This window comes from Brevundimonas sp. DS20, assembly GCF_001310255.1.
Lineage (GTDB): Bacteria > Pseudomonadota > Alphaproteobacteria > Caulobacterales > Caulobacteraceae > Brevundimonas > Brevundimonas aurantiaca.
The window spans coordinates 253,681-278,325 of record NZ_CP012897.1; the positions used below are offsets into that span (position 1 = coordinate 253,681).

22 protein-coding genes and 1 tRNA gene are annotated in these 24,645 nt (G+C 69.0%); 7 read left to right on the forward strand and 16 right to left on the reverse strand.

Features of this window, described 5'->3' with window-relative positions:
* Positions 1-60 precede the first annotated feature (60 nt).
* The 4 genes from JL11_RS01230 to argH are packed head-to-tail and all read right to left on the reverse strand — an operon-like array spanning position 61 to position 3,723.
* Positions 61-717 carry a hypothetical protein gene (locus JL11_RS01230; RefSeq protein WP_054764081.1) on the reverse strand — a complete coding sequence of 219 codons (657 nt, stop codon included), beginning with the start codon at positions 715-717 and terminating at the stop codon, positions 61-63.
* Between the two features lie 49 nt (positions 718-766).
* Entirely contained in the window at positions 767-2,041 is a 1,275-nt protein-coding gene (gene lysA / locus JL11_RS01235) for a diaminopimelate decarboxylase (RefSeq protein ID WP_054764082.1), read from the reverse strand.
* Between the two features lie 6 nt (positions 2,042-2,047).
* On the reverse strand, positions 2,048-2,290 hold the full coding sequence (locus tag JL11_RS01240; protein ID WP_054764083.1) for a hypothetical protein: 243 nt from the start codon (positions 2,288-2,290) through the stop codon (positions 2,048-2,050).
* Positions 2,287-3,723: an argininosuccinate lyase gene (gene argH, locus JL11_RS01245; protein WP_191554623.1), complete on the reverse strand. Its 1,437-nt coding sequence runs from the start codon at positions 3,721-3,723 to the stop codon at positions 2,287-2,289. The genes JL11_RS01240 and argH overlap by 4 nt, the downstream gene beginning before the upstream one ends.
* Between argH and JL11_RS01250 the strand changes: the two genes are divergently transcribed.
* Entirely contained in the window at positions 3,722-4,369 is a 648-nt protein-coding gene (locus tag JL11_RS01250; RefSeq protein ID WP_054764085.1) for a TlpA family protein disulfide reductase, read from the forward strand. The two genes, argH and JL11_RS01250, sit on opposite strands and share 2 nt — an antisense overlap.
* Positions 4,370-4,382: 13 nt before the next feature.
* Here the strand turns inward: JL11_RS01250 and JL11_RS01255 are convergent, their stop codons facing one another.
* Together JL11_RS01255 and JL11_RS01260 are read right to left on the reverse strand one after the other, a co-directional pair.
* The gene (locus tag JL11_RS01255; protein ID WP_054764086.1) at positions 4,383-4,691 is read right to left on the reverse strand and encodes a hypothetical protein; all 309 of its coding nucleotides are present in this window, start codon (positions 4,689-4,691) and stop codon (positions 4,383-4,385) included.
* A 98-nt stretch (positions 4,692-4,789) separates the two neighbouring features.
* Positions 4,790-4,866, reverse strand: a tRNA-Met gene (locus tag JL11_RS01260).
* 191 nt (positions 4,867-5,057) lie between these two features.
* On the opposite strand from JL11_RS01260, the gene JL11_RS01265 reads away from it, so the two are divergent.
* The 4 genes from JL11_RS01265 (at position 5,058) to JL11_RS01280 (ending at position 10,278) form a co-directional block, all read left to right on the forward strand.
* Positions 5,058-6,293 (forward strand): PQQ-dependent sugar dehydrogenase, encoded by a 1,236-nt coding sequence (locus JL11_RS01265; protein WP_054764087.1) that lies wholly within the window; start codon positions 5,058-5,060, stop codon positions 6,291-6,293.
* A gap of 54 nt (positions 6,294-6,347) precedes the next feature.
* On the forward strand, positions 6,348-6,581 hold the full coding sequence (locus JL11_RS01270) for a hypothetical protein (protein ID WP_054764088.1): 234 nt from the start codon (positions 6,348-6,350) through the stop codon (positions 6,579-6,581).
* A gap of 160 nt (positions 6,582-6,741) precedes the next feature.
* Complete coding sequence (locus JL11_RS01275; RefSeq protein ID WP_054764089.1) at positions 6,742-7,947, forward strand: acetyl-CoA C-acetyltransferase; 1,206 nt, start codon at positions 6,742-6,744, stop codon at positions 7,945-7,947.
* A gap of 138 nt (positions 7,948-8,085) precedes the next feature.
* Positions 8,086-10,278 carry a 3-hydroxyacyl-CoA dehydrogenase NAD-binding domain-containing protein gene (locus tag JL11_RS01280; protein ID WP_054764090.1) on the forward strand — a complete coding sequence of 731 codons (2,193 nt, stop codon included), beginning with the start codon at positions 8,086-8,088 and terminating at the stop codon, positions 10,276-10,278.
* 354 nt (positions 10,279-10,632) lie between these two features.
* On the opposite strand, the gene recA is transcribed toward JL11_RS01280, so the two are convergent.
* From recA to JL11_RS01310, 6 genes are all read right to left on the reverse strand, one after another.
* On the reverse strand, positions 10,633-11,712 hold the full coding sequence (gene recA, locus JL11_RS01285; protein ID WP_054764091.1) for a recombinase RecA: 1,080 nt from the start codon (positions 11,710-11,712) through the stop codon (positions 10,633-10,635).
* A 167-nt stretch (positions 11,713-11,879) separates the two neighbouring features.
* Positions 11,880-13,784 (reverse strand): M20/M25/M40 family metallo-hydrolase, encoded by a 1,905-nt coding sequence (locus JL11_RS01290; RefSeq protein ID WP_054766745.1) that lies wholly within the window; start codon positions 13,782-13,784, stop codon positions 11,880-11,882.
* An 80-nt stretch (positions 13,785-13,864) separates the two neighbouring features.
* On the reverse strand, positions 13,865-14,833 hold the full coding sequence (locus tag JL11_RS01295) for a right-handed parallel beta-helix repeat-containing protein (RefSeq protein ID WP_197273333.1): 969 nt from the start codon (positions 14,831-14,833) through the stop codon (positions 13,865-13,867).
* A gap of 1 nt (position 14,834) precedes the next feature.
* Positions 14,835-15,656, reverse strand: a complete 822-nt coding sequence (locus JL11_RS01300) for a PA-phosphatase (RefSeq protein ID WP_054764092.1) — start codon at positions 15,654-15,656, stop codon at positions 14,835-14,837.
* Positions 15,653-16,171, reverse strand: a complete 519-nt coding sequence (locus JL11_RS01305) for a hypothetical protein (protein WP_054764093.1) — start codon at positions 16,169-16,171, stop codon at positions 15,653-15,655. The genes JL11_RS01300 and JL11_RS01305 overlap by 4 nt, the downstream gene beginning before the upstream one ends.
* 70 nt (positions 16,172-16,241) lie before the next feature.
* The gene (locus JL11_RS01310; RefSeq protein ID WP_054764094.1) at positions 16,242-16,613 is read right to left on the reverse strand and encodes a hypothetical protein; all 372 of its coding nucleotides are present in this window, start codon (positions 16,611-16,613) and stop codon (positions 16,242-16,244) included.
* Positions 16,614-16,734: 121 nt separating this feature from the next.
* Between JL11_RS01310 and JL11_RS01315 the strand changes: the two genes are divergently transcribed.
* Positions 16,735-17,727 carry an LLM class flavin-dependent oxidoreductase gene (locus JL11_RS01315; RefSeq protein ID WP_054764095.1) on the forward strand — a complete coding sequence of 331 codons (993 nt, stop codon included), beginning with the start codon at positions 16,735-16,737 and terminating at the stop codon, positions 17,725-17,727.
* 18 nt (positions 17,728-17,745) lie between these two features.
* Here the strand turns inward: JL11_RS01315 and pheT are convergent, their stop codons facing one another.
* The 4 genes from pheT to JL11_RS01335 all read right to left on the reverse strand — a co-directional run bounded on the left by pheT (position 17,746) and on the right by JL11_RS01335 (position 22,831).
* On the reverse strand, positions 17,746-20,199 hold the full coding sequence (pheT, locus tag JL11_RS01320; RefSeq protein WP_054764096.1) for a phenylalanine--tRNA ligase subunit beta: 2,454 nt from the start codon (positions 20,197-20,199) through the stop codon (positions 17,746-17,748).
* Positions 20,196-20,588 carry a hypothetical protein gene (locus tag JL11_RS01325; protein ID WP_224761097.1) on the reverse strand — a complete coding sequence of 131 codons (393 nt, stop codon included), beginning with the start codon at positions 20,586-20,588 and terminating at the stop codon, positions 20,196-20,198. Before JL11_RS01325 ends, pheT begins: the two co-directional genes overlap by 4 nt.
* 3 nt (positions 20,589-20,591) lie before the next feature.
* The gene (gene pheS / locus JL11_RS01330; RefSeq protein WP_054764097.1) at positions 20,592-21,668 is read right to left on the reverse strand and encodes a phenylalanine--tRNA ligase subunit alpha; all 1,077 of its coding nucleotides are present in this window, start codon (positions 21,666-21,668) and stop codon (positions 20,592-20,594) included.
* A gap of 176 nt (positions 21,669-21,844) precedes the next feature.
* Positions 21,845-22,831 (reverse strand): polysaccharide deacetylase family protein, encoded by a 987-nt coding sequence (locus JL11_RS01335; protein ID WP_054764098.1) that lies wholly within the window; start codon positions 22,829-22,831, stop codon positions 21,845-21,847.
* A gap of 158 nt (positions 22,832-22,989) precedes the next feature.
* Between JL11_RS01335 and JL11_RS01340 the strand changes: the two genes are divergently transcribed.
* The gene (locus tag JL11_RS01340; protein WP_054764099.1) at positions 22,990-24,609 is read left to right on the forward strand and encodes a response regulator; all 1,620 of its coding nucleotides are present in this window, start codon (positions 22,990-22,992) and stop codon (positions 24,607-24,609) included.
* Positions 24,610-24,645 lie beyond the last annotated feature (36 nt).

Sequence of the window (24,645 nt, forward strand, 5' to 3'; positions counted from 1 at the left end):
TTCCGCAAACAGCGAAGCTGCTACATGATAACGCTTTGAATGTTATCATGTAATATCTCCTCAATGCTGGTGCAGCGCGACCAGCAGCCCCAGGCCGATCAGGGCCAGGCCCAGCACCGCGCCTTCATAGCGCGCCCATCGCTCCAGCCGCAGGATCGAGGCGCCCGCACTGGCCAGGGCCGTGAAGACGGCCATGCCGGCGATGGTGCCCAGGGCGAAGATCAGGGTCAGCAGGGCCAGGGCCGTCATCCCCTCCGAGGCCGAAGACAGATAGATGGGCAGCAGAACCTCGCCCGGGGACACGGCCATCATCGCCACCAGCCCCAGGAAGGCCGCCTTGTCCGACACGGCGGGGGCGGCGATCTCCAACGCGGGGCCGCCCGCCACGGCCGGGCGTTTCAGCGTGGCCCGCGCCAGATAGAAGGCGCCGAACAGGAACAGCAGGACGGCGGCAAGATGCGGCAGCAGACCCTCCACCCAGCGCTCGAGCGCCAGGCCCGCCGCCACGATCAGCCCGCCGACCAGGGCGGTGGTGGCGATATGGGCCAGGCCGGCGACGGCCACCACCGCCAGCACCCGCGACGCGCGCCAGCCCTGCGCCCGCCCCACCAGGGTGAAGGGCAGCCAGTGGGTCGGAAGGGCCGCATGCAGGAAGGCCGCGACGAAGCCGCCTCCCAGGAGAGACAGCAGGACAGGCGGGTCGGAGGGCGGGGACATGACCGGCCCTATAGCTTGTTACTTTATAACAGTCGAGACCAAATCGCCCTTACAGCCAGTCTGCGAAAGGCTCGCGGTCCAGCATCTCCTCATAGGTGGGGCGGGGGCGGATCACCGCCCACTGCTCGCCGTCCACCAGAACCTCGGGGACCAGGGGTCGGCTGTTGTACTCGCTGGCCATGACGGCCCCATAGGCGCCGGCGCCGGTGAAGACCACCAGATCCTCGGGCTCCAGCGGCGGCAGGAGCCGCTCGCGGGCGAAGGTGTCGCCGGTCTCGCACACGGGGCCGACCACATCATAGGGTCGGGCCGCGCCGGGCCGGGGATTGACCGGGCGGATGTCGTGATAGGCGTCATACAGGGCCGGACGCATCAGATCGTTCATCGCCGCGTCCAGCACCAGGAAGCGGCGGCCGTCCGAGCGTTCATTGACCTGGATCACCTGGCTCAGCAGCACCCCGGCGTTGGCGGCCAGAAGACGGCCGGGCTCGAAGGCCGCCTCGACCTCCAGCCCCGCCAGGACGCGGGCCGCCATGGCGACATAGTCGGCCGGAGACGGCGGTTCCGTTCCCCCGGCGTAGGGCACGCCCAGGCCGCCGCCCAGGTCGAGCCGGGTCACGGCGTGGCCCTGGCGTCTCAGCTCGCGGGTCATGTCGGCCAGGATCGTGAAGGCCGCCTCCAGCGGCGCCAGGTCGGTGATCTGGCTGCCGATATGACAGGCCAGGCCCACGGGCGTGGCGTGGGGCGAGGCCGAGGCGCGGGCGTAGAGCGCCATCGCCTCCTCGACCGGAACGCCGAACTTGTCGCCCTTGCCGCCCGTCGTGATCTTGGCGTGGCCGCCGGCCCCGACATTCGGATTGACCCGCACGGCGACGGCCGGGGCGGCCTGCATCAAGGCGGCGACCGCGATCAGCCGGTCCAGCTCGGCCCCGGACTCGATATTGATCTGGCGCACCCCGACGCTGATGGCGAAGGCGATCTCCATGTCGGTCTTGCCGACGCCGGAGAAGATGATCTTGTCGGCCGGCACCCCCGCAGCCAAGGCCCGCCGGATCTCCCCTTCTGAAACCGTATCGGCGCCCGACCCCAGCCGGGCCAGGGTCGCCAGGACCGAAAGGTTGGAGTTGGCCTTGACCGCAAAGGCGATCAGGGCCTCGCCCAGGGCGTCGCGGTGCGCGTCGGCGGCGGCGCGCAGCAGGCCGTAGTGCCGCTTCAGCGTCGCGGTCGAATAGACATAGACGGGCGTGCCCACCTCGTCGGCGATCAGGTCCAGCGGCGCGCCTTCGGCGTGCAGGGCGCCGTTCTTGAGATCGAAATGGTGCAAGGCGGCCTAGCGGGGGTCGTTGGCGGCGGGATTGGCGCCGAAGGGATTGGAGGGGCCGCCGTCGATCGGCACGCTGCTGGACGGCCGGTTGATCGTCGCCGGCTCGGGCAGGCTGGGGGCGCGGCTGCTGCGGGGGGCCCGCTCGGTCTCGCGCCTGGGCGATTCCAGATCGGCCATACGACCGCAGCCGGCGACCGACAGGGCGAGCAGGCCCGCGAGGATCAGGGTCTTTTTCCCAAAGACGTTCATAGGCGGGCTCTCCAGTCGGCGATGCGCGCGCGGACCTGTTCCGGCGCGGTGCCGCCATAGCTCTGACGGCTCCGGCACGAAGCCTCGGCGGTCAGCACCTTGTAAACCGCTTCCGTGATCCCCGGCTCGAGTTTCTGCATTTCTTCCAGCGGCAGTTGCGACAGGTCCACGCCCAGGGCCTCGGCCTGTTTCACCGCCGCGCCCGTGACGTGGTGCGCCTTGCGGAAGGGCAGGTTCAGTTCGCGCACCAGCCAGTCGGCGAGGTCCGTCGCGGTCGAAAAGCCGGCGCCGGCTGCGGCCGCCATCCGTTCGGTATTGGGCCGCAAGGCCGAGACCATGGCCGTCATGGCGACCAGGGCCAGGTCCAGGGCGTCGAACGCCTCGAACACCGGCGGCTTGTCCTCCTGCATGTCCTTGGAATAGGCCAGCGGCAGGCCCTTCATTACGGTGGACAGGGCGACCAGCGACCCCATGATCCGACCGGTCTTGGCGCGCACCAGTTCGGCGGCGTCGGGATTGCGCTTCTGCGGCATGATCGACGAACCGGTGGTCAGGTCGTCGGGCAGGGTGGCGAAGCCGAACATCGGCGTCATCCAGACCACGATCTCTTCCGCCAGGCGCGACAGGTGGCCCGCCGTGATCGAGGCGGCGGCCAGGCTTTCCAGGGCGAAGTCGCGGTCCGAGACGGCGTCCAGCGAATTGGCCATCGGCCGGTCGAAGCCGAGTTCCGCCGCCGTCATATGGCGGTCGATCGGGAAGGGCGAACCGGCGAGCGCCGCGGCGCCCAGGGGGCTTTCGTTCATCCGCGTCCGGGCGTCGGCGAAGCGGCCGGCGTCACGGCCGAACATTTCGACATAGGCCATCAGATGGTGGCCCAGGGTCACCGGCTGGGCGGTCTGCAGATGGGTGAAGCCGGGCATCAGGTCGGCCGCATGCTGTTCGGCCCGGTCCAGAAGCGCGGCCTGCAAGGCCTTCAGCTGGGCGATGGAGCGGTCGCAGGCGTCGCGGACCCACAGGCGGAAGTCCAGGGCGACCTGATCGTTGCGGCTGCGGGCGGTGTGAAGGCGGCCCGACGGCTCGCCGATCAGCTCGGACAGTCGGGCCTCCACATTCATGTGGATGTCCTCGAACTGGTCGCGGAAGGGGAAGGTCCCGTTCAGGATCTCGGTCTCGACGGCGTCCAGCCCGCCCAGAATGGCCTCGGCGTCCGCCGTCTGGATCACGCCCTGCTGGGCCAGCATGCGGCAATGGGCGCGCGAACCGGCTAAATCCTGACGCCACAGACGCTGGTCCACGCCGATGGAGACGTTGATCGCCTGCATGATCTCGGCGGGCCGCGACGAAAAGCGGCCGCCCCACATGTCTTGACCTGCGGGCTTCGCCGGGGCCTTAGAAGCATCGGCTTGGGCGGTATCGGAGGCGGCGTCGGTCATGAGTGGCTCGAGAAAGGCGATCTGGGCGGTTGTCGGCGCTCTGGTGCTGATCAGCACGCTCGCCGGCGCCGGCGGCTTGGCGATGTCGCTATACGCCAATCATAGGCAGAAGGCGCAACCCCAGACGACGCCCGTCGCAAAAAGCGATCTGGCCCGGTTCGCCGTCGGGCCGCTGGCGGCGCTCGAAACGCCGTCCGAACTGAAGCCCGCGCCCGAATATATGTTCCGCGACCGCAACGGCACGGCCGTGCGGTTCTCCGCCTTCAAGGGCAAGGTGGTGGTGGTCAATCTGTGGGCCATGTGGTGCGCCCCCTGCCGCACCGAAATGCCGACCCTGGCGGCCCTGGCCCGGTCTTATCAGACCAATGAGGATCTGATCGTCCTGCCGATCAATGTCGACGCCACCGCCGACGCCCTGGCCGACGCCAGGAGCTTCATCGACGTGCACGAGCCTCTGCCGCTGTACAGCGACATCCGCTTCCAGCTGCCGTTCGAGTTTCCGGGCAAGGGCAAGATGCCCCAGACCGTCTTCCTGGATCGCGAAGGCCGCATCCGCGCGATCTTTGCGGGCGAGGCCGACTGGAACAGTCCCGAGGCCCACGCCCTGATCGACGCCCTGCTGGCGGAAGGCGCGCCCGCCGCCTGATCCGGGCGGAGCCTCAGTTTTCGTCAGGCACGCGCCGGTCGGTCGCGGGGTCCACGGCGCCCGGCCGACCTTCGGCGGCGGCCTCGGCCTGGTTTTCCTCCAGCTTGTCGGCGACCTTGCCGGCCCCGCTCTCGACCGCCTGAGCCGCCTTCATGGCGCCGGATTCGATCACTTCTCCGGCCTGGGACGCCGCCTCGGCGGTGTTGTCGGCGGCCGCCTCGGCATGGGCCTCGGTCTTTTCCTGCTCCGCCTGGGTGCAGGCGGCGGCCCCCAGGGCGAAGGCGGCGGCGACGGTCAGCAGCATCGACTTGCGGATGGTCATACGAATTCTCCGGTCAAGGTTGTCCGCCGGTGAACGCCGCAGGGGCGTACCGGTTGCGCCTGTGGCCGAACCTTCGATGTCGGAGAAGAAGGGGAAGGTGGTGACTGGAGGCGGGATCGAACCGCCGACCTGTGGGTTATGAATCCACCGCTCTAACCATCTGAGCTACCCAGTCGTATCCCGCATCCGGGCCTTCGCGAGGCCTGGGCCAGCGCGAAAGAGGCGTGCCTATATCGCCGTCGCGCGCGCGGTTCAAGTCGTGTCGATGCAGATCGTGCGGCGATAGGGCGCAAGACGGGGCAGGAGCGGACAGATAACGCTGGGGTTTCTTCGTTACCGACGCCCCCAACCCGCCCGGAGCCGCCTATGCGCCCCATCGCCCTCGCCGCCTCGACCGCCCTGCTCGTCCTCGCCGCCGCCTGCGGCGCGAACGGAGAGACCGCCTCCGCATCCGGCCAGTCGGGCGCCCCGCTGGAGACCCGGCCCGCCAACAATCCCGACCAGCAGCCCGCCTTCCCCGGCCAGACCCGGGCGCCGGGGGTGAAGACCGAACAGGCGATGCGCCACAGCGTGGTCGCCTCGGGCCTGTCGCATCCCTGGGGCCTGGCCCTGATGCCCGACGGGCGCTGGCTGGTGACGGAAAAGCCCGGCCGGCTGAGGATCATCACGGCCGACGGCCAGATCAGCGAACCGGTCCAGGGTCTGCCGGCTGTCGATGCGCGCGGCCAAGGCGGCCTGCTGGACGTCGCCGTCAGCCCCGGCTTCGCCCAGGACCGGCTGATCTACTGGAGCTATGCGGAGCCTCGTGAGGGCGACAACGCCACCTCGGTCGCACGGGGGCGGCTGTCCGACGACGGCGCGCGGGTGGACAATGTCCAGGTCGTCTTCCGCGCCCTGCCCGCCTATGACGGCGACAAACATTTCGGCTCGTCCCTGGCCTTTGCGCCGGACGGCAAGCTGTTCATCACCCTGGGTGAACGCTCCGACCGGCCGATGCGGCCCCAGGCCCAGGACCTGGGCTCGCACATGGGCAAGACCATCCGCATCAACGCCGACGGCACGGTTCCCCAGGACAATCCCTTCGTCGGCCGCGCCGGCGCCCTGCCCGAGATCTGGAGCCTGGGCCACCGCAACGTCCAGGGGATCGCCGTCCAGCCCGGCACGGGCGCGATCTGGACCATCGAGCACGGGACGCGCGGCGGCGACGAGGTCAATCTGGACAGGGCGGGCCTGAACTACGGCTGGCCCGACGCGGCTTACGGCGTCGAATATGCGGGCGGCGCGATCAACAGCGGCGCGACCCAGAAGGCCGGCACGGAACAGCCCGTCTATTATTGGGATCCGGTCATCGCGCCGGGTGGGGCGGTCTTCTACCAGGGCGCCATGTTCCCGGCCTGGGACGGCGATCTGCTGGTCACCGCGCTGAAGGAGAAGCATATCGCCCGGCTGGTGATCGAAAATGATCGCGTCGTCGGGGAAGAGCGGCTGCTGACCGACCTGGGCGAGCGTGTGCGCGACGTGGCGATCGGCCCAGACGGCGCCGTCTGGGCGATCACCGACGAGAGCGACGGAAAATTGGTCCGACTGGCTGCGGCCGAGTAGTCTTTAGCGAAGCGCGGGCCCCGCCCCTGCGGGCCTCGCCCATAGGAGAATACCATGCGCCACGCTACATCCTGCATATGGGCGGCGACCCTGGTCGCCCTGCCGTTTATCGCCGCCTGCACCTCGACCGGCGTCGAAAACCGCTACCAGACCGAGCTGGACGCCCTGGAGGCGCGCTGTACGGCGCGGCAGGGGATATTGGTCACCACGGGTCTGCAGACCGGCCGTCCAGAGACCGACTACGCCTGCCGGATCAGCGGCGTCGCCAGCCGAATCCCCGGCGACTGACGGCTGGGGCGCCGCGCCTCGACCGCCTCACGCGCCTTGTTACTTGACGTTGACGTAAACGTAGGGTTCTTGGCGACCAAGCTTTGATCCGACCCGGCCATAAGCCGCGCCGCCCTTTCCGGGCGACGTCGCTCCGGCCCAAAGATGGAGACTCCCTGTCATGGCTGACGCCTATATCTACGACGCCGTCCGCACCCCCCGCGGCAAGGGCAAGAAGGACGGCTCGTTGCACGAGATCACCGGCCTCAGCCTGGCGACCCAGGTCCTGGAGGCCCTGCGCGACCGCAACGACCTGGACACCTCCAAGGTGGATGACGTCATCCTGGGCTGCGTCACGCCCGTGGGCGAACTGGGCGCCGACATCGCCCGCACCGCCGTTCTGTCCGCCGGCTGGTCGCAATATACGGCCGGGGTTCAAGTGAACCGCTTCTGCGCCTCGGGCCTGGAAGCCGTGAACATGGCCGCCGCCAAGGTGAAGTCGGGCGAGTCCGACTTCGCCGTCGGCGGCGGGGTCGAGGTCATGAGCCGCGTGCCCATGGGTTCGGACATGGGCGCCTGGCCGACCGATCCGTCGTCCGCCTTCCCGACCTATTTCGTGCCCCAGGGCGTGTCGGCCGACATGATCGCGACCAAGTACGGCTTCAGCCGCGACGACGTGGACGCCTATTCGGTCGAAAGCCACAAGCGCGCCGCCCGCTCCTGGGCCGAGGGCCGGTTCAACAAGTCGGTCATCGCCGTGAAGGATCAGCTGGGCCTGACCATTCTGGACCGCGACGAGACCATTCGTCCGAACACGGACATGCAGACCCTGGGCGGACTGAACCCCTCCTTCACCATGATGGGCGAAATGGCCTTCGACAGCGTGATCAACCAGCGCTATCCCGAGGTTGAGCGGGTCAACCACGTCCACACCCCCGGCAACTCCTCCGGCATCGTCGATGGTTCGGCGGGCGTGCTGATCGGTTCGCTTGAGGCCGGCCGGGCCCTGGGGCTGAAGCCGCGCGCCAAGATCCTGGGCGGCGCCTCGATCGGCTCGGAGCCGTCGATCATGCTGACCGGACCCGAATATGTGTCCAAGAAGCTGCTCGGCAAGCTTGGCATGACGACCGACGACATCGACCTGTGGGAGTTGAACGAGGCCTTCGCCGCCGTGGTGCTGCGCTACATGCAGGCCATGAACATCCCGCACGACAAGATGAACGTCTGCGGCGGCGCCATCGCCATGGGCCACCCCCTGGGGGCCACCGGCGCCATCATCACGGGCACGGTGCTGGACGAGCTGGAGCGCTCGAACAAATCGACGGCCCTGATCACCCTGTGCATCGGCGGGGGCATGGGCACCGCCACCGTCATCGAACGCGTCTGATCCATTGCTCCCCCGTCGGGGGAGCTGTCAGCGAAGCTGACTGAGGGGGGCGAACCCATCGCCGGCGTCGGCGGCGGCCCCCTCCACCGCTTCGCGGTCCCCCTCCCCCGCTGGGGGAGGATCTGAGGAAGAGAGATTATGGAAAACTTCAAGATCGACATCGACGCCGACGGCATCGCCGTCATCGCCTTCGACGTGCCGGGCCGTTCGATGAACACCCTGACCAGCGCGGTGATGAAGGAGATCCCGGAACTGGTCGAACGGATCAAGACCGACGAAACCATCAAGGGCGCCGTCATCACCTCGGGCAAGGCCTCGGGCTTCTGCGCCGGCGCGGACCTGGGCGACATGGCGGGCGGCGTGCTTTCCGGCGGCGGCGACCTGCAGAAGGCCTTCGACGCCGGCTGGGCGCTGAACGGCGCCTTCCGCGCGCTCGAGACCTGCGGCAAGCCGGTGGCGGCGGCGATCAACGGCCTGGCCCTGGGCGGCGGGCTGGAGTTCACCCTCGCCTGCCACTACCGCGTGGTCGAGAACGACAACAAGATCCAGCTGGGCCTGCCCGAGATCAAGGTCGGCCTCTTCCCCGGCGGCGGCGGCACCCAGCGTCTGACCCGTCTGGTCGGGGTCCAGAACGCCATGATGGCGATGAGCGAGGGCAAGTCCTTCCGCCCGAACGACGCCAAGGGCGCCGGCATCGTCCATGAGGTGGTCGAAAAGGGCCAAGCGGTCGAGGCGGCCAAGGCCTGGATCAAGAACGGCGGCAAGGCCGTCCAGCCCTGGGACGACAAGTCCTTCAAACTGCCCGGCGGCGGCCCCTATCACCCGGCCGGCATCCAGAACTTCATGGTCGGCAACGCCATGCTGCGCAAACAGTCCTACGGCAACTATCCGGCCGTGGTGAACCTGATGAAGGCCGTCTACGAAGGGACCCAGGTGCCGATGGACGCGGCCCTGCGGATCGAGACCCGCTATTTCATCAAGACCCTGATGACGCCCCAGGCCCAGGCCATGATCCGGTCCCTGTTCCTGTCCAAGCAGGAGCTGGACAAGGGCGCCGTGCGGCCCGCCGGCGTGCCGAAATCCGATCCCAAGAAGGTCTCGGTCCTGGGCGCGGGCATGATGGGCGCCGGCATCGCCTATGTGCAGGTCATGGCCGGCATCGAGACCGTGCTGATCGACCAGACCCAGGAAGCCGCCGACAAGGGCAAGGCCCATGTCGAGGAGCTGCTGAAGAAGCGTCTGTCGCGCGGTCAGATGACCCAGGAGAAGTATGACGCCACCCTGGCCCTGGTCACGGCGACGACCGACTATGACCACATCAAGGGGTCGGACCTTGTGATCGAGGCGGTGTTCGAAAACCGCGAGATCAAGGCCGATGTGACCAAGCGGGCCGAGGCCCAGCTGGTCGAAGGCGCCGTCTTCGGCTCCAACACCTCGACCCTGCCGATCACCGGCCTGGCCGAGGCCAGCGTGCGGCCTGAGGACTTCATCGGCATCCACTTCTTCTCGCCGGTCGACAAGATGATGCTGGTCGAGATCATCCTGGGCGAGAAGACGGGTCAGGCCGCCATCGCCAAGGCGCTGGACTATGTGCTGAAGATCAAGAAGACGCCGATCGTGGTCAACGATTCGCGCGGCTTCTACACCTCGCGCTGCTTCTCCACCTTCCTGATGGAAGGCATGGCCATGCTGGAGGAGGGTTACGGCCCGGCCCTGATCGACAATGTCGGCCGCATGACCGGCATGCCGCGCGGCCCGCTGGAGATGCACGACGACGTCGCCCTGGACCTGTCCTACAAGATCGCCAAACAGACGGCGCTGGACCTGGGCGACAAATACGTCCCGACCGAAGGCGCCGACATTGTCGCCAAGATGGTCGAGGGCGGACGCTACGGCCGCAAGAACGGCAAGGGCTTCTATGACTATGACACCAAGCCCAAGACGATCTGGAAGGGGCTGAGCGAACTGGCGCCGACCACCAAGGGCATCGACAAGCCCGAGGAGCCGACCGCCTTCGCCCAGATCGACGAGCTGAAGACCCGCCTGCTGTATCGCCAGGCCGTCGAGGTGGCTCGCTGCTGGGCCGAGGGCGTCATCGACGACCCGCGCGAGGCCGACCTGGGCGCCATCCTGGGCTGGGGCTTCGCGCCCTGGACCGGCGGCCCGATCAGCATGATCGACGGCATCGGCCTGGCCAAGTTCGTCGAAACGGCGGACCGCCTGGCCGCGACCTATGGCGACCGGTTCAAGGTCCCGGACCTGCTGCGCGACATGGCCGCCAAGAACGAGACCTTCTACGGCAGGTTCGCCCCGGAGAAAGCCGCCGCCTGATCGGCTGCGGACAGGTTTGAACGACGGAACGGGCGGCCTTCGGGTCGCCCGTTTTGGTTTGGTGCTGCCCCTTCTCCGCTCATCCCGGCGAACGCCGGGACCCAGTGCTTTGGGTGATCCAGCGTGTCTGCAAGTCACCGCTTTTGGTCCAACGCATTGCGGAGCGACAGAACTGGGTCCCGGCTTTCGCCGGGATGAGCGGAAAGGTGAATTCCTGGCCTCAGATCACGCGAGTGCGCGGCAGGCCAAAAAAGACCCGCCCGACACGAGGTCGGACGGGTCGCTCCGCCGCCCCTCGCGGGGTCGGTGGCGGGTCGCTTGGGGCGACGGAGTGTCCTTAAGGTCCGGAGAGGCTCAGCCTTCCAGATCCTGGCCTTCGTCCGGCTCGGGCGTGCCCAGCAGTTCGTCGGCGATCTTGTTGGTCGAGGCGCGCACCGCCTTTTCGATCGAGGCGGCGATGTCGGGGTTCTGTTTCAGGAATTCGCGGACGTTCTCGCGGCCTTGACCGATCCGGGTCGAGTCATAGCTGAACCAGCTGCCCGACTTCTCGATCACCCCGGCCTTGACGCCCAGGTCGATCACCTCGCCCAGTTTGGAGATGCCCTCGCCGTACATGATGTCGAAAATGACCTCGCGGAACGGCGGGGCGACCTTGTTCTTAACCACCTTGACCCGGGTGGTGTTGCCGACCACCTCGTCACGGTTCTTGATCGCGCCGGTGCGGCGGATGTCCAGGCGCACCGAGGCGTAGAATTTCAGCGCATTGCCGCCCGTCGTCGTCTCGGGGCTGCCGTACATGACCCCGATCTTGTGGCGGATCTGGTTGATGAACAGGACGATGCATTTGGACTTGGAGATGGAGGCCGTCAGCTTGCGAAGCGCCTGGCTCATCAGACGGGCCTGAAGGCCGGGCAGGCTGTCGCCCATCTCGCCCTCGATTTCGGCGCGCGGCGTCAGGGCCGCGACCGAGTCGACCACCACGATGTCCACCGCGCCGGAGCGCACCAGGGTGTCCACGATCTCCAGCGCCTGTTCCCCGGCGTCGGGCTGGGACACCAAGAGATCGTCCAGGTTCACGCCCAGCTTCTGAGCGTAGACCGGATCCAGGGCGTGTTCGGCGTCGACGAAGGCGGCGACGCCGCCCTTCTTCTGCACCTCGGCCACCGTATGCAGGGCCAGGGTGGTCTTGCCCGAGGATTCCGGGCCGAACACCTCGATCACCCGCCCGACCGGCAGGCCGCCGATGCCGAGCGCCATATCCAGACCCAGCGAGCCGGTCGAGACGCTTTCGATCTCGGCCACAACCCCGGCCTTGCCCAGTTTCATCACCGAGCCCTTGCCGAAGGCGCGATCGATCTGGGCGATCGCCGCCTCGAGAGCCCGTTGTTTTTCGCCGTCTTCCTTACCCACCAGTTTCAAAGCCGCCTGTGCCATTGCCTTCGTCTCCCTTGCCATGATTCCCGTCAGAAGCTTGGGAGAGACCCGCCATGGACCCGCCCCCGTTTGGTGAGGCCGACTATGTGCATGGTTTGTTCCAGTTCACAAGATGTTCTCATCAGAGACCGACGAATCTCTTCGAGTCTACGTCCGTTTCTGACGCATCACTCGGCGACGACGTCCACAGCCGAAGCCGGTTCGGCATGGCGCGCAGCGAGGGACAGGCCGCAGCCCAGGATCAGCACGGCCGTCGACAGGCCCGCGAGGGTGTGACTCCAAGAGCTGGGCGTTCCGGAGGCTTCCCCCCGCATCGGCGCCAGGGGCCGGACCAGGACGAGGATCAGCAGGGCGATCAGGGCCAGGGCCCAGGCCTGGCTCATGCCCACGCCCAGGAAGATGAAATGGCCCAGGCCGAACAGCCAGCCGCCGACCAGGACCGTGGCCACGGCCGCCGGCGCCAGGGCCGCCCACCGCTCCAGCCGGGCGCCGATCAGGGCGGCCAGAGCCGCCGCGAAGGCCGCCGCCAGGCCGGTCCAGACGAACAGCAGGGCTGCCTCGGGCGCGATCGCCTGGACCAGGCCGCCCAGAACCAGCACCAGGACGATCGCGCCCAGCCAGCCGCCCCAGACCGTCTCGTCCTCGCCGTCCGGCCAGAGGCTTAGGGCGACGCCGACCACGGCGGCGCCGAGCACCAGATAATCGACCCCGCCCAGGACCGTCGCCAGAACGGCGGCCGCCGCGACCACCCCGGCCAGCAACCGCCGCCCGATCAGGGCCCGCCCGGCCGTCAGGGCCAGCAGGACCGCCAGGACGGCCAGACCCGCGCCGGCCTCCATCCACGGCAGGCGGCGCAGCATCATGTAGTAGGTCTCGGCGGAGTCGATCCGCTCGCCGATCGGCCCCGCCAGAACCCGCGCCGCCTGGGCCGCCACCATGCCGACGCTCAACAGCCACAGGCCGCCGGTGAAGCCCTTCACCCCCTGTCTCCAGGTCAGGCCGGTCGCATGGCGCGCGCCCCAGGCGGCGAAGGCCGTGAGCCCAAGGGCCAGACCCAGCAGGCCCCAGCCCGTCTCAGGCCCATGGCGCAGAACCGCCAGGCCGAAGACGTCGGAATAGACGAGGTTGCGCGTCGCCTGGGGCAGGGTCGGCGCGCGCAACAGGGCGTCGGCCGTCTCCAGCGCCTGGGCGCCGATATGCTGGACGCTGCCCTGGTCCAGAGCCTCCGGCGTCGAACTGGGCGAATGATACTGAGCCGGGCGGCCGATGAAGGCCAGATTGACCCCCGCCAATCCCCGGTCGGCGGCGATGGTGAAGTCGGTGCCGTTGGGCATCAGCCGATAGACGAAGACGGCGAGCGCATTGCTGGACGGCCCGCCCTCGGCTCGCCGCGCCGCCCGGGCGTACAGATCGACCGTCTGGGCGTTTCCGGGGCCGGTCTCGAACATCAGGGCCCGACCGCCGCCGCCCCGCGCCTCCAGGTTCACCACCGCCCCGACCCGGTCGCGCAGCGGATGTTCGCTGAAGAAGGCGCGCGCCCCGTCCAGGTTCAGCTCCTCGGCGTCGGTCAGGAGGACGATCAGGCCCCGCTCGGCCGGGCCCCGCGCCTTGATCGCCCGCACCGCCTCCAGAACGGCGGCCACGCCGCCGGCGTCGTCGGCCGCGCCCGGCGACCCCGGCACGCTGTCGTAATGGGCCATCAGCACCACCAGAGGCAGGCGCGGGTTCCGGCCGGGCAGGACGCCGACCAGATTGACGGCCGAGACCCCTTCCGTGGAAAGGCCGTTCCGCTCCATCCGCCGCACGGCCGCCGGAGACAGGGCGCCGGCCTGAAACCTCGGCGACAGACCCAGCTCAGCCATCCGGCCGTAGAGATAGGCCTGGACCAGGGCGTGGTCGGTCGAACCGACCGGCCGGGGCGCCCGCGCCATCAGCCGCACGTCCTGCATCGCCCTTTCGGCCGAAAAAGCGGCGGCCGGCGCGCTCGCCGGCTGGGGTCGAGGGGTCTGGGTGGTGAGCACGGCCAGACCCAGGGCCGCCGTCAGAGCCGCCAAAAACAAGACCAGCCGCATGCGATCCATCCCCCGAAGTCTCTAGCGGCACTAAGGACCGAGGCCGTGGCGTTTCGCAAGAGCGAGACGTCAGCGCCCCGTCAGCGTCCTGTCCGGTTCCGCTCGACCCGGTTGCCGACCGCCCCATCGCCGTCGTCGGCGCTGGAACCGAAGGGATAGCCCGCGTCATCGGCGCAATAGCGCCGGTTTCCCTCGCGCGCGCCGACCACCACCGTGCGAGGCCGCAGCCAGCCGGCGCCCGAGAAGCTATTGTCCGTGATCTGATTATAGGACGGCGTCTGGTGTCGGATCACCCCGTCCTCGCCGCAGTTGCGGTACAGAAAGATCCCGCCCCGACCGCCCAGGGCGAACCGGTTGCCGATGATGCGATTGGCGCCTGACCCGTCCACGGCGATCATTTCGCGTCCGGTGCGCAGCACGAAGTCGTTGTCCTGGATCAGGGCGCCCGCGCTTTCGGCGTCCAGATAGACGGCGGTGGAGACCGAACGACCGGTGAAGCGCGATTCCCGGACGGTCGTCCGCGTCACCCCTGGTCCGACATAGAGGGGAATGGTCCCTGTCGCCTGAACCCGCACCTGCTCCAGCACGGTCTCGGACGGAGCCGCCGCCTGGGCTGCGGTCGTATGGTCCGGGCGGCGGGACGAGGCCAGAAGATCCCGCATCGACCCGCCCGCCCCCATGCCCCAGATGCGGATATTGCCGACGACGGTGCAGTGGCGCACCACGGCGCCGATCGGCCGGCTCCACCCCTGCGGCGTCTGGCGCGACCAGACGGCGACGGTGGGGGATTGGGCGGTCGCCTGACCCGGCCGGCGGACCGTCCCGCCGCCGCAGTCCAGACCGGCGCCTGAGGCTTCCGCCCCCTCGATCAGGACCGGACGGGACACGTTCGCCCCCGCCAGGACGGCGCGACACAGCAGCCGATAGGGGCGGTCGGAGGGGGTGATCAGGTCGCGCACCTCCTGCGGCGTGCACGGCCTGGCGGCGGGCCGGGCGGCGGGGCGGTCGTCCATCGGCGCCAGCAAGGACAGCAGCAGGAGGCCGACCATTTCAGTCAGCGGCCGTCGCCGCCAGGGCGGCCCGTTCGGCGGCGCATCCCGGATTGGTCAGGCCGGTGGCGCGGCGCGCCTCCAGCTCTCGCCGCGCCGCCTCCGCCTCGGCCTGGAAGGCCGGCGCGGCGATGATCTGTAAGGCGACGGCCCGCCCGAGGGCCGCGCCCGCCGCGACGTCGCTGGGAGAGTTCATCGCGCAAACCATTCGGCTGACGCCGATCTGACGTCCGATGCGGCGCACCGCGCTCGCATGATCCGGCTCCAGCGCGGCCAAGACCTCGGCATAGGCCGCGCCTGCCGCCGCGCCCAGGGACGGATAGGCGGCGCTGTCGCGCATCGCCGGCGTCAGCCGTTCGCAGGCCGGGCGGTCAGGATCGTTCGACACAGGCCGGGCGCGACGCGCGCGGGCCGCGACCTGTTCGGACACGGCCCGCACATCGTGAAACGCCTTGGCCGCCATCCGATCCAGCGTCGGCGTCTCTCCGTCGCCGCCCAGCCGCAGCCCCAGGGCGCAGTCGAAATGTTGCAAGGCCAGGGGCGGACGAAGCTCGGCGTGGGCGGTGGCCAGCAGCCACCGATCCGACTGTTCCAAGGCCCGGAACCGGTCCGACTGATCGCGGTCTTGGCGGTCGGCGGCCGAGTTCGCATCGGGAGCGGACGGCGCGGCCTCAGCCAATCGCGCCAAGGCCTCGGGCGCCAGATAGCCGCTGTCGGCCAGGACGAAGACCGGCGCGGGGGACGGCCGCCCCGCGCCCGCACAGGCCGACAGGACGAAGGCTGTCGTCAGAACCGCCGCGAATGAGGCGGCGAACGGCTTCACCGCCCTTCGCTCCAGCTCAGCTGCACGGAGGTCTCTCCGCCTTCGCCGGGTGCGGCGACGACGTGGATATTGGTCGCACCCGCCGGGCCGCCGGCGGCGCCATAGGCGCGGGCGTCGCCCTGGTTCATCCCCATGACGGACGAAAGGCCGGCCTGTTCGGCCCGTTCACGATAAAAGGCCACCACCTCATCGGGGCTGGCGGAGGTTCGGAAGGTGACCAGGCCGCCGTCTCCGTGCGGTCCGGTCGCCGTCGTCCCCGGCTGATCCATGACCGCGCCGGGATAGAGGGCGGCGTAGTCGGGCGCCCCCGGCGCGGCGGGCTCAACGCCGCCGCTCGAGGCGGGAGCGGGGGCTTCGGCTGGGGGCGGAATCGCCGCGTCGCGCGCCTCAGCCGGTCCCGCCTCAGCCGGCGCAGCAGCGGCGCGCCCTTGAGCCGGGCGGGCTTCATCCTCTCGGCTGCAAGCGGCGAGCGTCAGTATGAAGAAGGCGGCCGAGGCCGCCGAAAGGCGTATCATCGGGGAATCGTCCCTTGGACCCTTAGTCGAGGCGGCACCGTGGCCTAAGGATGCGGCGCCAGCAAGGCGTTCAGTCGCCGCCGCGCCCGCCCTCGACCGGATCGCCCGCCTCGCCGGTGAAGCGCCGCCCGGACTCTGCGACGGCGTCGGGCTCGGCGTTCGACGGCGACTGCGGGTCCGCCTCCGCCCGCCCTTCGGCCGCCAGGGCCTCATTGATGACCGCCGAGTCGGGATCGTCGTCCGACCCGCTCGCCGAGCCGCCGCGTAACGAGCCCGCCCTCAGGTCCGAACCGGAGTCCGAACCGTCCAGCGCCTCGATCAGGGCGTCGCCCCTGCGCCCCAGGTCGGGCTTCTCGCCCATGTCCTGAGCTTCACGGGAGTCCCGGCCTTCGAGTTCCGATTCTGCGCCCTTGTCTTCCGCGTCCTTGTCGATGTCGGTCATGGCGCCGTCTCCTGTTCTGTCTCACTGCGTCAAAGGTCTGTGACCGTCTTCAGGTTCCCGTCCGCCGCGCCTTCCGCCCCGCGCCCCTTGAACCCCCGACGCCGCTTCCGATCTAAGCGTCATGATCCCCTTTTCCGTTCTCGACCTGTCTCCCATCGTCGAAGGGGGCGACGCCCGTCGCGCCTTCGACGAGACCCTGGCCCTGGCCCAGGCGGCCGATCGGCTGGGCTATCAGCGGTTCTGGCTGGCCGAGCATCACAACATGCCGGGCATAGCCTCCGCCGCGACCGCGATCGTCATCGGTCACGTCGCGGCGGGCACCGAGCGGATCCGGGTCGGTTCGGGCGGGGTCATGTTGCCCAATCACGCGCCCCTGGTGGTCGCCGAACAGTTCGGCACCCTGGAGACCCTCTATCCCGGCCGCATCGACCTGGGCCTGGGCCGGGCGCCCGGAACCGACGGGGCCACGGCGCGCGCCCTGCGCCGCTATTTCGAGGGGGCGGACCATTTTCCGCGCGACGTGGTCGAACTGATTCAGTGGTTCGAGCCGGCCGCCGAGAACCAGCCGGTCCGGGCCGTGCCGGGCGCGGGGCTGCGCGTGCCGATCTGGCTCCTGGGCTCCAGCCTGTTCAGCGCCCAGTTGGCGGGGCAGCTTGGCCTGCCCTACGCCTTCGCCAGCCATTTTGCGCCGGAACTTCTGTTGGAGGCCCTGGCCCTCTATCGCCGCAACTTCACTCCGTCCGACCGGCTGGCGGCCCCTCACGCCATGGCCGTGCTGAACGTCTTCGCCGCCGAGACGGACGACGAGGGGGTCCGCCTGGCCACCTCGATGCAGCAGAGTTTCGCCCGGCTTTCGACCGGCAAGCCCGGACGCCTGCCGCCTCCGGTCGATGACATCGCCGCCGTTCTGACCCCCCAGCAGATCGAGAGCGCGCGCAGCCGCCTGACCTATTCCGCCGTCGGCGGGCCAGAGACCGTCAAAAAGCAGCTGTCGGACTTCATCGCCCTGACCCAGGTGGACGAGCTGATGATCACCGGCATGATGTTCGACAAGGCCGCGCGCATCCGCAGCCTGGAGATCGTAGCCGAGGCGCGTGAACGCCTGGCGGCCTGATCTTCGGACCGCAGGACGTCAGGCGCGCAGCTTGCCGCCCTGTTTCTCGACCGCCGCCACCACCTTGGCGCTCAGGGCCTCGATCTCGGCCTCGGCCAGGGTCGCCTCGCGCGGCTGGATCACGACTTCCAGGGCGACGGACTTGAAGCCCTCGTCCACCCCCTTGCCGCGATAGACGTCGAACACCCGGACGTCGGCGATCAGCGCCTTGTCGGCGCCGGCTGCGGCCCGGACCAGATCGCCGACCGGCTTGGCCTCCTCGACCACGAAGGCGAAGTCGCGGGTCAGGGGCATGAAGGCCGACAGGTCGGCGGTTCCCCGCGCCTTGCCCGACCCATTCTTGCCTTTCTGGCCGCGCGGCTCGGGCACGGCATCCAGCACGATTTCGAAGGCCAGCATCGGACCGTCGGCGTCCAGCGCCTTCAGCACCCGCGGATGCAGCTCGCCGAACTCGACCATCACATTCTTCGGGCCCAGCTGCAGGCGGGCTGAACGGCCGGGGTGCCACCAGTCGCGGTTCTGACCCTGGACCAGTTGCAGCGAGGCGACCGGGGCGCCGATCTCCTCCAGCACGGCGGTCAGATCGGCCTTCAGGGCGAACAGGGCGTCGTCACCGGCGCCGGCCCAGTGGCGGGCGGCGTGGGGCGCGACCAGGCCGGCGATGACCGTGCGCTGATCCGCCGGTCCGTCGCCCAGATAGATCGGGCCGATCTCGAACAGGGCGGCGTCGGCGAAGCCGCGCGCGGCGTTCCTCGCCGCCGCCTGGATCAGGTTCGGCAGGGCCGAGGGCCGCATGCAGTCCAGATCGGCCGCGATCGGGTTCTCCAGCACCAGCCGATCGTCCCCGCCGCCGAACAGGGCTGCGGTCGATTGTTTGGTGAAGGACCAGGTGACGGCCTCGGCGTATCCCAGGGCGGCCAGGGCGCGGCGCGCCGTGCGGACGCGGGCCTGGCGGGGGTTCAGCACCCCGCCGGCGGGAGGGGCGACCTCGGGCAGGGGCGTGTCGGGCAGGCTGTCGAAGCCCTCGATCCGCGCCACCTCTTCCACCAGATCCGCCCGGCCCTCGACGTCGCGCCGCCACGACGGCGGGGTGACGATCCAGGGTTCGGCCTGACCGGCCGGGGCGGCCTGCACCAGGAAGCCGAGCTGGCCCAGGATGGTCCCGATCCGATCCGTCGGCAGGTCCATGCCGCTGAGCCGCTTCACATAGGCGGGGTCGAAGGCGAAGGGCGCCGGCCCAGCCGGGGGTTCGCCGACGAAGACGATCTCGGACGGCTCGCCGCCGCACAGGTCCAGGATCAGGCGGGTGGCCAGTTCCAAGCCGGGCGTGACGGAAACGGGGTCTACGCCGCGCGCGAACCGATACTGGGCGTCGGAATGGATGCCGAGCGCACGGCCCGTCTGGGCGATGACCAGGGGGTCGAACCAGGCGCTTTCCAGGAAGACGTCGGTGGTGTCGTCGTCGCAACCGGTGCTTTCGCCGCCCATGACCCCGCCCAGGCCGATGGGGCGCTCGCTCCCGGCGTCGGCGATGACGCAGTCGGCGGCGGAGACCGCATAGGTCTTACCGTCCAGGGCGATGAGATGCTCGGGCTCGCCGCCCTCGATATGGGCTGTCCCGGCCGAAACCTGTCCGCCCCGCACCACGATCTCGGTCCCCGACAGCTTGGCCAGGTCATAGACGTGCAGCGGCCGGGCGCGGTCGTAGGCGATCAGATTGGTGACATCGACCAGGCGGTTGATCGAGCGCAGGCCGATGGCGGTCAGGCGCTTCTGCAGCCAGGCCGGCGACGGGCCGTTCTTGACGCCCCGGATCACCCGACCGGCGAAGACCGGGCACATCCCGGGCGCGTCCAGCCGGACGCTGATCGGCGACGGGAAGCCCCCGCGCACTACGGCGATGTCGAAATGCTTCAGCTTGCCGACGCCGGCGGCGGCCAGATCGCGCGCGATCCCGGCGACGCCCAGCCAGTCGGGCCGGTTCGGCGTGACCTCGAAGTCGATCACGGGCTCGGCGCCGAACAGGCCGGCGACCGGGGTTCCCACCGGGATTTCCGGCGGCAGTTCCTGGATGCCGTCGCTCTCATCCGCCAGCTCCAGCTCGGAGGCCGAGCACAGCATGCCGTTGGACACCACGCCGCGCACCGGCTTCTCGACCAGGGTGACGCCAAGACCCGGCACATAGGCGCCGATGGGGGCGTAGATGGTGGTCAGGCCCGCCCGCGCGTTCGGGGCGCCGCAGACGATCTCCTTCATCCCGTCCACCGTCTCGACCTGACAGACCTGCAGCCGGTCGGCGTTGGGGTGGCGTTCGGCCGAAATGATCCGGGCCACGGTGAAGGGCGCCAGCTTGGCGGCGGGGTCGAGCACCTCCTCGACCTCCAGCCCGGCCATGGTCATGGCCTCGGCGATCTGATGGACATCGGCCTCGGTTTCGAGGTGATCCTTGAGCCAGGACAGGGTGAACTTCATGCCGGAACCCCGCCCAGAACCTGCTGGATATTGGTCAGAAACTCCGGCGCCCCGGTGAAGCCGACGCGGAGGAAGCGGCAGTTGACGAAGCTGCAGTCCTGGAAGGCGACCGTGCCGGTGACCTTTTCAGGGCCGACCGGCTGAAGCAGCAGATTACGCGGGTCGCCCATGGCGTCGCCCATGTTGCAGCCGTCGAAGCTGCACCCGCCCACGGCCAGCAGCACAGCCGGCCCTTCCAGAAAGCAGTCGCGGAAGGTCTTGCCTGCGATCATCGCCTCGCCGCGCTGCGCGGCCTCAATGACCAGCTGCGGCAGCCAGATATGGACGCCCTCATAGGCGGGACCGGCCCCGATCAGGGGCAGTTTCAGCGTGTCGTCTTCGATCTTCATGATTCAGCTCAGGCCCGAAGCCGGATTGGGGGCCGCAAAGGCCGAGAAGCCGTAGTGCGCCAGCCAGCGCGTATCGGCCTCGAACATGGGGCGCAGGTCGGGCACGCCGTATTTCAGCATGGCCAGCCGATCCACCCCCATGCCGAAGGCGAAGCCCTGATATTCGTCCGGGTCGATGCCGCAGTTCTTCAGCACATTAGGATGCACCATGCCGCAGCCCAGGATCTCCAGCCAGTCGTCGCCGGTGTTGAACACCAGCTTCCCGCCGGATCGGTCGCAGCGGATGTCCATCTCCGCCGACGGTTCGGTGAAGGGGAAGTGGTGCGGACGGAAGCGCGCCTGAACCGCGTCCAGCTCGAAGAAGCGGGCGATGAAGGTCTGAAGCGTGGTCTTCAGATGGCCCATATGGATGTCGCGGTCGATCACCAGACCTTCGATCTGGTGGAACATCGGCGTGTGGGTGGCGTCGGAGTCCTTACGGAAGGTGCGCCCCGGCGCGACGATGCGGATCGGCGGCTTCTGGGACATCATGGTGCGGACCTGCACCGGGCTGGTGTGGGTCCGCAGCACCTTGCGCTCCCCCGTCTCGGGGTCCGGCTTCAGGAAGAAGGTGTCGTGCATCTCCCGCGCCGGATGTTTCGGCGGGAAGTTCAGGGCGGTGAAGTTGTGGAAGTCGTCCTCGATGTCCGGGCCTTCCGCCACGGCGAAGCCCATCTCGGCGAACAGGGCGATCATCTCGTCCATCACCTGCATGGTGGGGTGCACCCCGCCCTTGCGACGCGGACGGGCCGGCAGGGTCAGGTCGACCCGCTCGGCCTGAAGCCGGGCGTCCAGTTCGGCCGCCTCCAGCTCGGTCTTCTTGGCCGTGATGGCGGCGGCGACGCGGTCGCGCAGGCCGTTGATCATCGGCCCCTGTTCGCGGCGTTCGTCGGGGCTCAGGGCGCCCATCCCCTTCAGCAGGCCGGAAACGGAGCCGGACTTGCCCAGGGCGGCGACGCGCACCTCCTCCAGGGCGGCGACGCTCTCTGCGCCGCCGATGGCGTTGATCAGGTCGAGTTCGAGTGTGGCGAGATCGGTCATTTGGCCCGTGCCTTAGAGCATGATCGTTTCGGACGGAACCGCTTCGCGGTTCCGGCTGAAGCGTAAATCATGCTCTCGGTTTGATCTGGAGCCTGATTCACGGCTTCAGCGGGATCGCGAAGCGATCCCTCCTCAGCCGATCAGGCTCTAGCGGGCCGCAGCCGTTTCGTCACCCTTCAAGGCGCGGTTTGCGCCCCGGCGATGGCCTCAAGCTCGGCGGCCGGCGCCTTGTTCGCCGCGACGATCCAGGCCGGTGGCTCCGGCTCCCAGCGGATGGGCTTGCCCTCGGTGCTGGTCCAGCGGTGCAGCCACGAGATTCCATTGGCGCGGACATAGGTGTCAGCGTGCTGATAGATCGGGTCCGACAGGGCCTCCTCCAGGGGCACGAACCGATAGCCGCGCGCCAGATAGAGGGCGTGGATCTGCGGATAATAGGTCTGGTTCAGGCTGTTGGCGTGCAGCAGCAGGACCTGGGCCGGCTCGCGCCCGCCGGTCAGTTCGGCGCTGTAGGGTTCGTAGAAGTCGAGCACCCGGGTCATATGGGCCACATAGGCCTCGCCGATCCGCCGCTTCAGCGCCGCGTCGCCCCGCTGCTCGGCCTTGCGATAGACGTCGGCGAACATCCAGTCGTTGTTGTCGATCGTGACCGGCGCGACCGTATAGCCGCGCTCGGCCAGGCCGGCGGCGATGGCGTCATGCTTTTCCTGGGTCTCGCCGGTGAACAGATAGGGGTGGCGGAACCAGCGCAGGGTCCGCCCGCGCGCCTGAAGCGCGGCCCGTGTCGTCGCAGCACCGGCGTCCACATCGGCCAGATAGGCTTCCGCCGTCGTCTGGTGGATGTTGATATGGCTGAAGCTGTGATTGCCCAGGTCGAGCCCGGCGTCCAGCCACAGGTTCAGAACCTTCGGCAGGGTCGAGGCCCGCGTCGCTTCGCACACCCGGCCGTCATTGACGAAGGCCGTCCCATGGGTATCCAGCGGCTTGAGCATGGCCAGGAAATCCGTCGTCAACCGCATCAGCTGCGCCGGGTCGCACAGGGCCGCCGCCGGCCCCTGATAGGGCAGGTCGTCAAAGGTCACGGCCACCTTCCGATCCTGGGCGAGGGCCGGGCTGCCGAGACCGGCGACCAGGGCGAGGATCAGGCTGAAGAGGCGGCGCGTCATACCCAAAGCCTAACGCCTGTCGCCGCACGCGCAACCCCGGCTTATTTCATCAGTTTACGGAATAAATGTCGGAAAGACGCCGCGAAAGGTTCATCCACGGCAAAGCTGATATTAAAGATCGACCGCTAAGCCCGCTGATGTGGACATTGGGGGGCCGAATGCCGCTGATTGGTGACTTTGTCGAATTGATCGCGCCGGTCGCCCCGTCCACCCTGGGCGCCGAGGTGTTCGACCGTTTCCAGCGGGAACCCAACACCCTGGCGATCGCGGTGGTGGGCCAGGACGGACGGCCCTTGGGGCTGATTGAGCGAAACGCCTTCACCCTGCGGATGGCGGCGGAGTACGGCCGCGCCCTCTACGCCCGCAAGCCGGCGGCGAGTTTGATGGACCGCAACGCCCCGGTGGCCGAGGCTTCGACCAGTGCGGAGTTCTTTTTCCAGGCCTATGGGGCGGCCGAACTGGGCGCCCTGCTGGGCGGCTTCATCGTTGTGGCCGATGGCCGCTACCTGGGGGTCGGCACCGCCCTGCAGATCGTCCAGGCCGGCGCCGCCCTGCACCGCCAAAGGGCCGAGGAGATGGGCGCCCTGGCCCGCGATCTGGCCGCCGCCGAGGCCGAGGCCGTCGCCTCCAGCCGCGCCAAATCGGAATTCCTGGCCGTGATGAGCCATGAAATCCGCACCCCTCTGAACGGCGTCCTGGGTGTCGCGGCCCTGATGGAGAAGAAGCTCGAGCAGGAAGAGCTGCGGCCTTACGTCCGTACCGTCATCGATTCCGGCCAGAGCCTGCTGCGGCTGTTGACCGACGCCCTGGACATGTCTCGCGCCTCGGCCGGGATGCTGACCCTGGAGGAGGAGCCGCTGAACCTGTCGGCCGTGGCCTTCGACATCGACGCCCTGTGGCGCGCGCGCGCCGAGGAGAAGGCGCTGAGCCTGACGGTCCGCACCGAGTTCGAGGCCGGCCACTGGGTCAGAGCGGACGGCATGCGCATCAAACAATTGCTGAACAATCTGGTCGGCAACGCCCTGAAGTTCACCCAGAGCGGCGGTGTGATCGTCACCCTGTCCAGCCACTTGACCCCTGACGGGGTCAGAGTCGAGCTGACGGTGGACGACAGCGGTCCCGGCGTGCCTGAAGCGGCGGCGGCGACCATTTTCGAACCCTTCAACATCGGCAAGGCGGGGCGCGAAGGCGCGGGCGCCGGCCTGGGCCTGGCCATCTGCCGCCAGATCGCCGAGCGGATGGACGGCAGCATCGGCCTCAGCGTCTCGCCCCAGGGCGGGGCGCGCTTCCATGTCGTCCTGCCCCTGACCGCCTGCGCGGCCGAAGAGGCCGCCGCCGCCGTTCCGATGGCCGAGCCCACCGCGCACGAGACCCTGCATGTCCTCGTGGTCGACGACAACGCCGCCAACCGTTTCGTCGCCGCCAAGCTGCTGGAGATGTTCAACTGCACGGTCGAACTGGCCGAGAACGGACAGGAGGCGCTGGACGCCGTCAGCAACCGCCCCTTCGACCTAGCTTTGATGGACATCAAGATGCCGGTCATGGATGGGATCGCGGCGACCCGCGCCATCCGCGCCCTGCCCGGACCGGCCGCCCGCCTGCCCATCCTGGCCCTGACGGCCAACGCCGACGAGCGCGACGAGCTGGACTATGTCGCCGCCGGCATGAACGGGGTGGCGCAAAAGCCGATTCAACCCGACGCCCTGTTGAACGCCATTCGCCTGGTCCTGGCCGAAGCCGAAGCAGAGACCCCGGCGGCCGAGAGGGCCGCAGCCTGATCCCTGAAACGAAGAACGCCCGCCCCGGCGAACCGG

What these genes read in the sequence shown, in the direction of transcription:
- JL11_RS01290 (WP_054766745.1), bottom strand. Translation starts at nt 13,784, where the DNA reads ATGCGGCTGGTCTTGTTTTTGGCGGCTCTGACGGCGGCCCTGGGTCTG.
- JL11_RS01335 (WP_054764098.1), bottom strand. Translation starts at nt 22,831, where the DNA reads ATGACGCGCCGCCTCTTCAGCCTGATCCTCGCCCTGGTCGCCGGTCTC.
- JL11_RS01270 (WP_054764088.1), top strand. Translation starts at nt 6,348, where the DNA reads ATGCGCCACGCTACATCCTGCATATGGGCGGCGACCCTGGTCGCCCTG.
- JL11_RS01295 (WP_197273333.1), bottom strand. Translation starts at nt 14,833, where the DNA reads ATGGTCGGCCTCCTGCTGCTGTCCTTGCTGGCGCCGATGGACGACCGC.
- JL11_RS01255 (WP_054764086.1), bottom strand. Translation starts at nt 4,691, where the DNA reads ATGACCATCCGCAAGTCGATGCTGCTGACCGTCGCCGCCGCCTTCGCC.
- JL11_RS01305 (WP_054764093.1), bottom strand. Translation starts at nt 16,171, where the DNA reads ATGATACGCCTTTCGGCGGCCTCGGCCGCCTTCTTCATACTGACGCTC.
- JL11_RS01240 (WP_054764083.1), bottom strand. Translation starts at nt 2,290, where the DNA reads ATGAACGTCTTTGGGAAAAAGACCCTGATCCTCGCGGGCCTGCTCGCC.
- JL11_RS01280 (WP_054764090.1), top strand. Translation starts at nt 8,086, where the DNA reads ATGGAAAACTTCAAGATCGACATCGACGCCGACGGCATCGCCGTCATC.
- JL11_RS01315 (WP_054764095.1), top strand. Translation starts at nt 16,735, where the DNA reads ATGATCCCCTTTTCCGTTCTCGACCTGTCTCCCATCGTCGAAGGGGGC.
- JL11_RS01325 (WP_224761097.1), bottom strand. Translation starts at nt 20,588, where the DNA reads ATGAAGATCGAAGACGACACGCTGAAACTGCCCCTGATCGGGGCCGGT.
- argH (WP_191554623.1), bottom strand. Translation starts at nt 3,723, where the DNA reads ATGACCGACGCCGCCTCCGATACCGCCCAAGCCGATGCTTCTAAGGCC.
- pheS (WP_054764097.1), bottom strand. Translation starts at nt 21,668, where the DNA reads ATGACCGATCTCGCCACACTCGAACTCGACCTGATCAACGCCATCGGC.
- JL11_RS01250 (WP_054764085.1), top strand. Translation starts at nt 3,722, where the DNA reads ATGAGTGGCTCGAGAAAGGCGATCTGGGCGGTTGTCGGCGCTCTGGTG.
- JL11_RS01230 (WP_054764081.1), bottom strand. Translation starts at nt 717, where the DNA reads ATGTCCCCGCCCTCCGACCCGCCTGTCCTGCTGTCTCTCCTGGGAGGC.
- recA (WP_054764091.1), bottom strand. Translation starts at nt 11,712, where the DNA reads ATGGCACAGGCGGCTTTGAAACTGGTGGGTAAGGAAGACGGCGAAAAA.
- pheT (WP_054764096.1), bottom strand. Translation starts at nt 20,199, where the DNA reads ATGAAGTTCACCCTGTCCTGGCTCAAGGATCACCTCGAAACCGAGGCC.
- JL11_RS01265 (WP_054764087.1), top strand. Translation starts at nt 5,058, where the DNA reads ATGCGCCCCATCGCCCTCGCCGCCTCGACCGCCCTGCTCGTCCTCGCC.
- JL11_RS01275 (WP_054764089.1), top strand. Translation starts at nt 6,742, where the DNA reads ATGGCTGACGCCTATATCTACGACGCCGTCCGCACCCCCCGCGGCAAG.
- JL11_RS01310 (WP_054764094.1), bottom strand. Translation starts at nt 16,613, where the DNA reads ATGACCGACATCGACAAGGACGCGGAAGACAAGGGCGCAGAATCGGAA.
- JL11_RS01340 (WP_054764099.1), top strand. Translation starts at nt 22,990, where the DNA reads ATGCCGCTGATTGGTGACTTTGTCGAATTGATCGCGCCGGTCGCCCCG.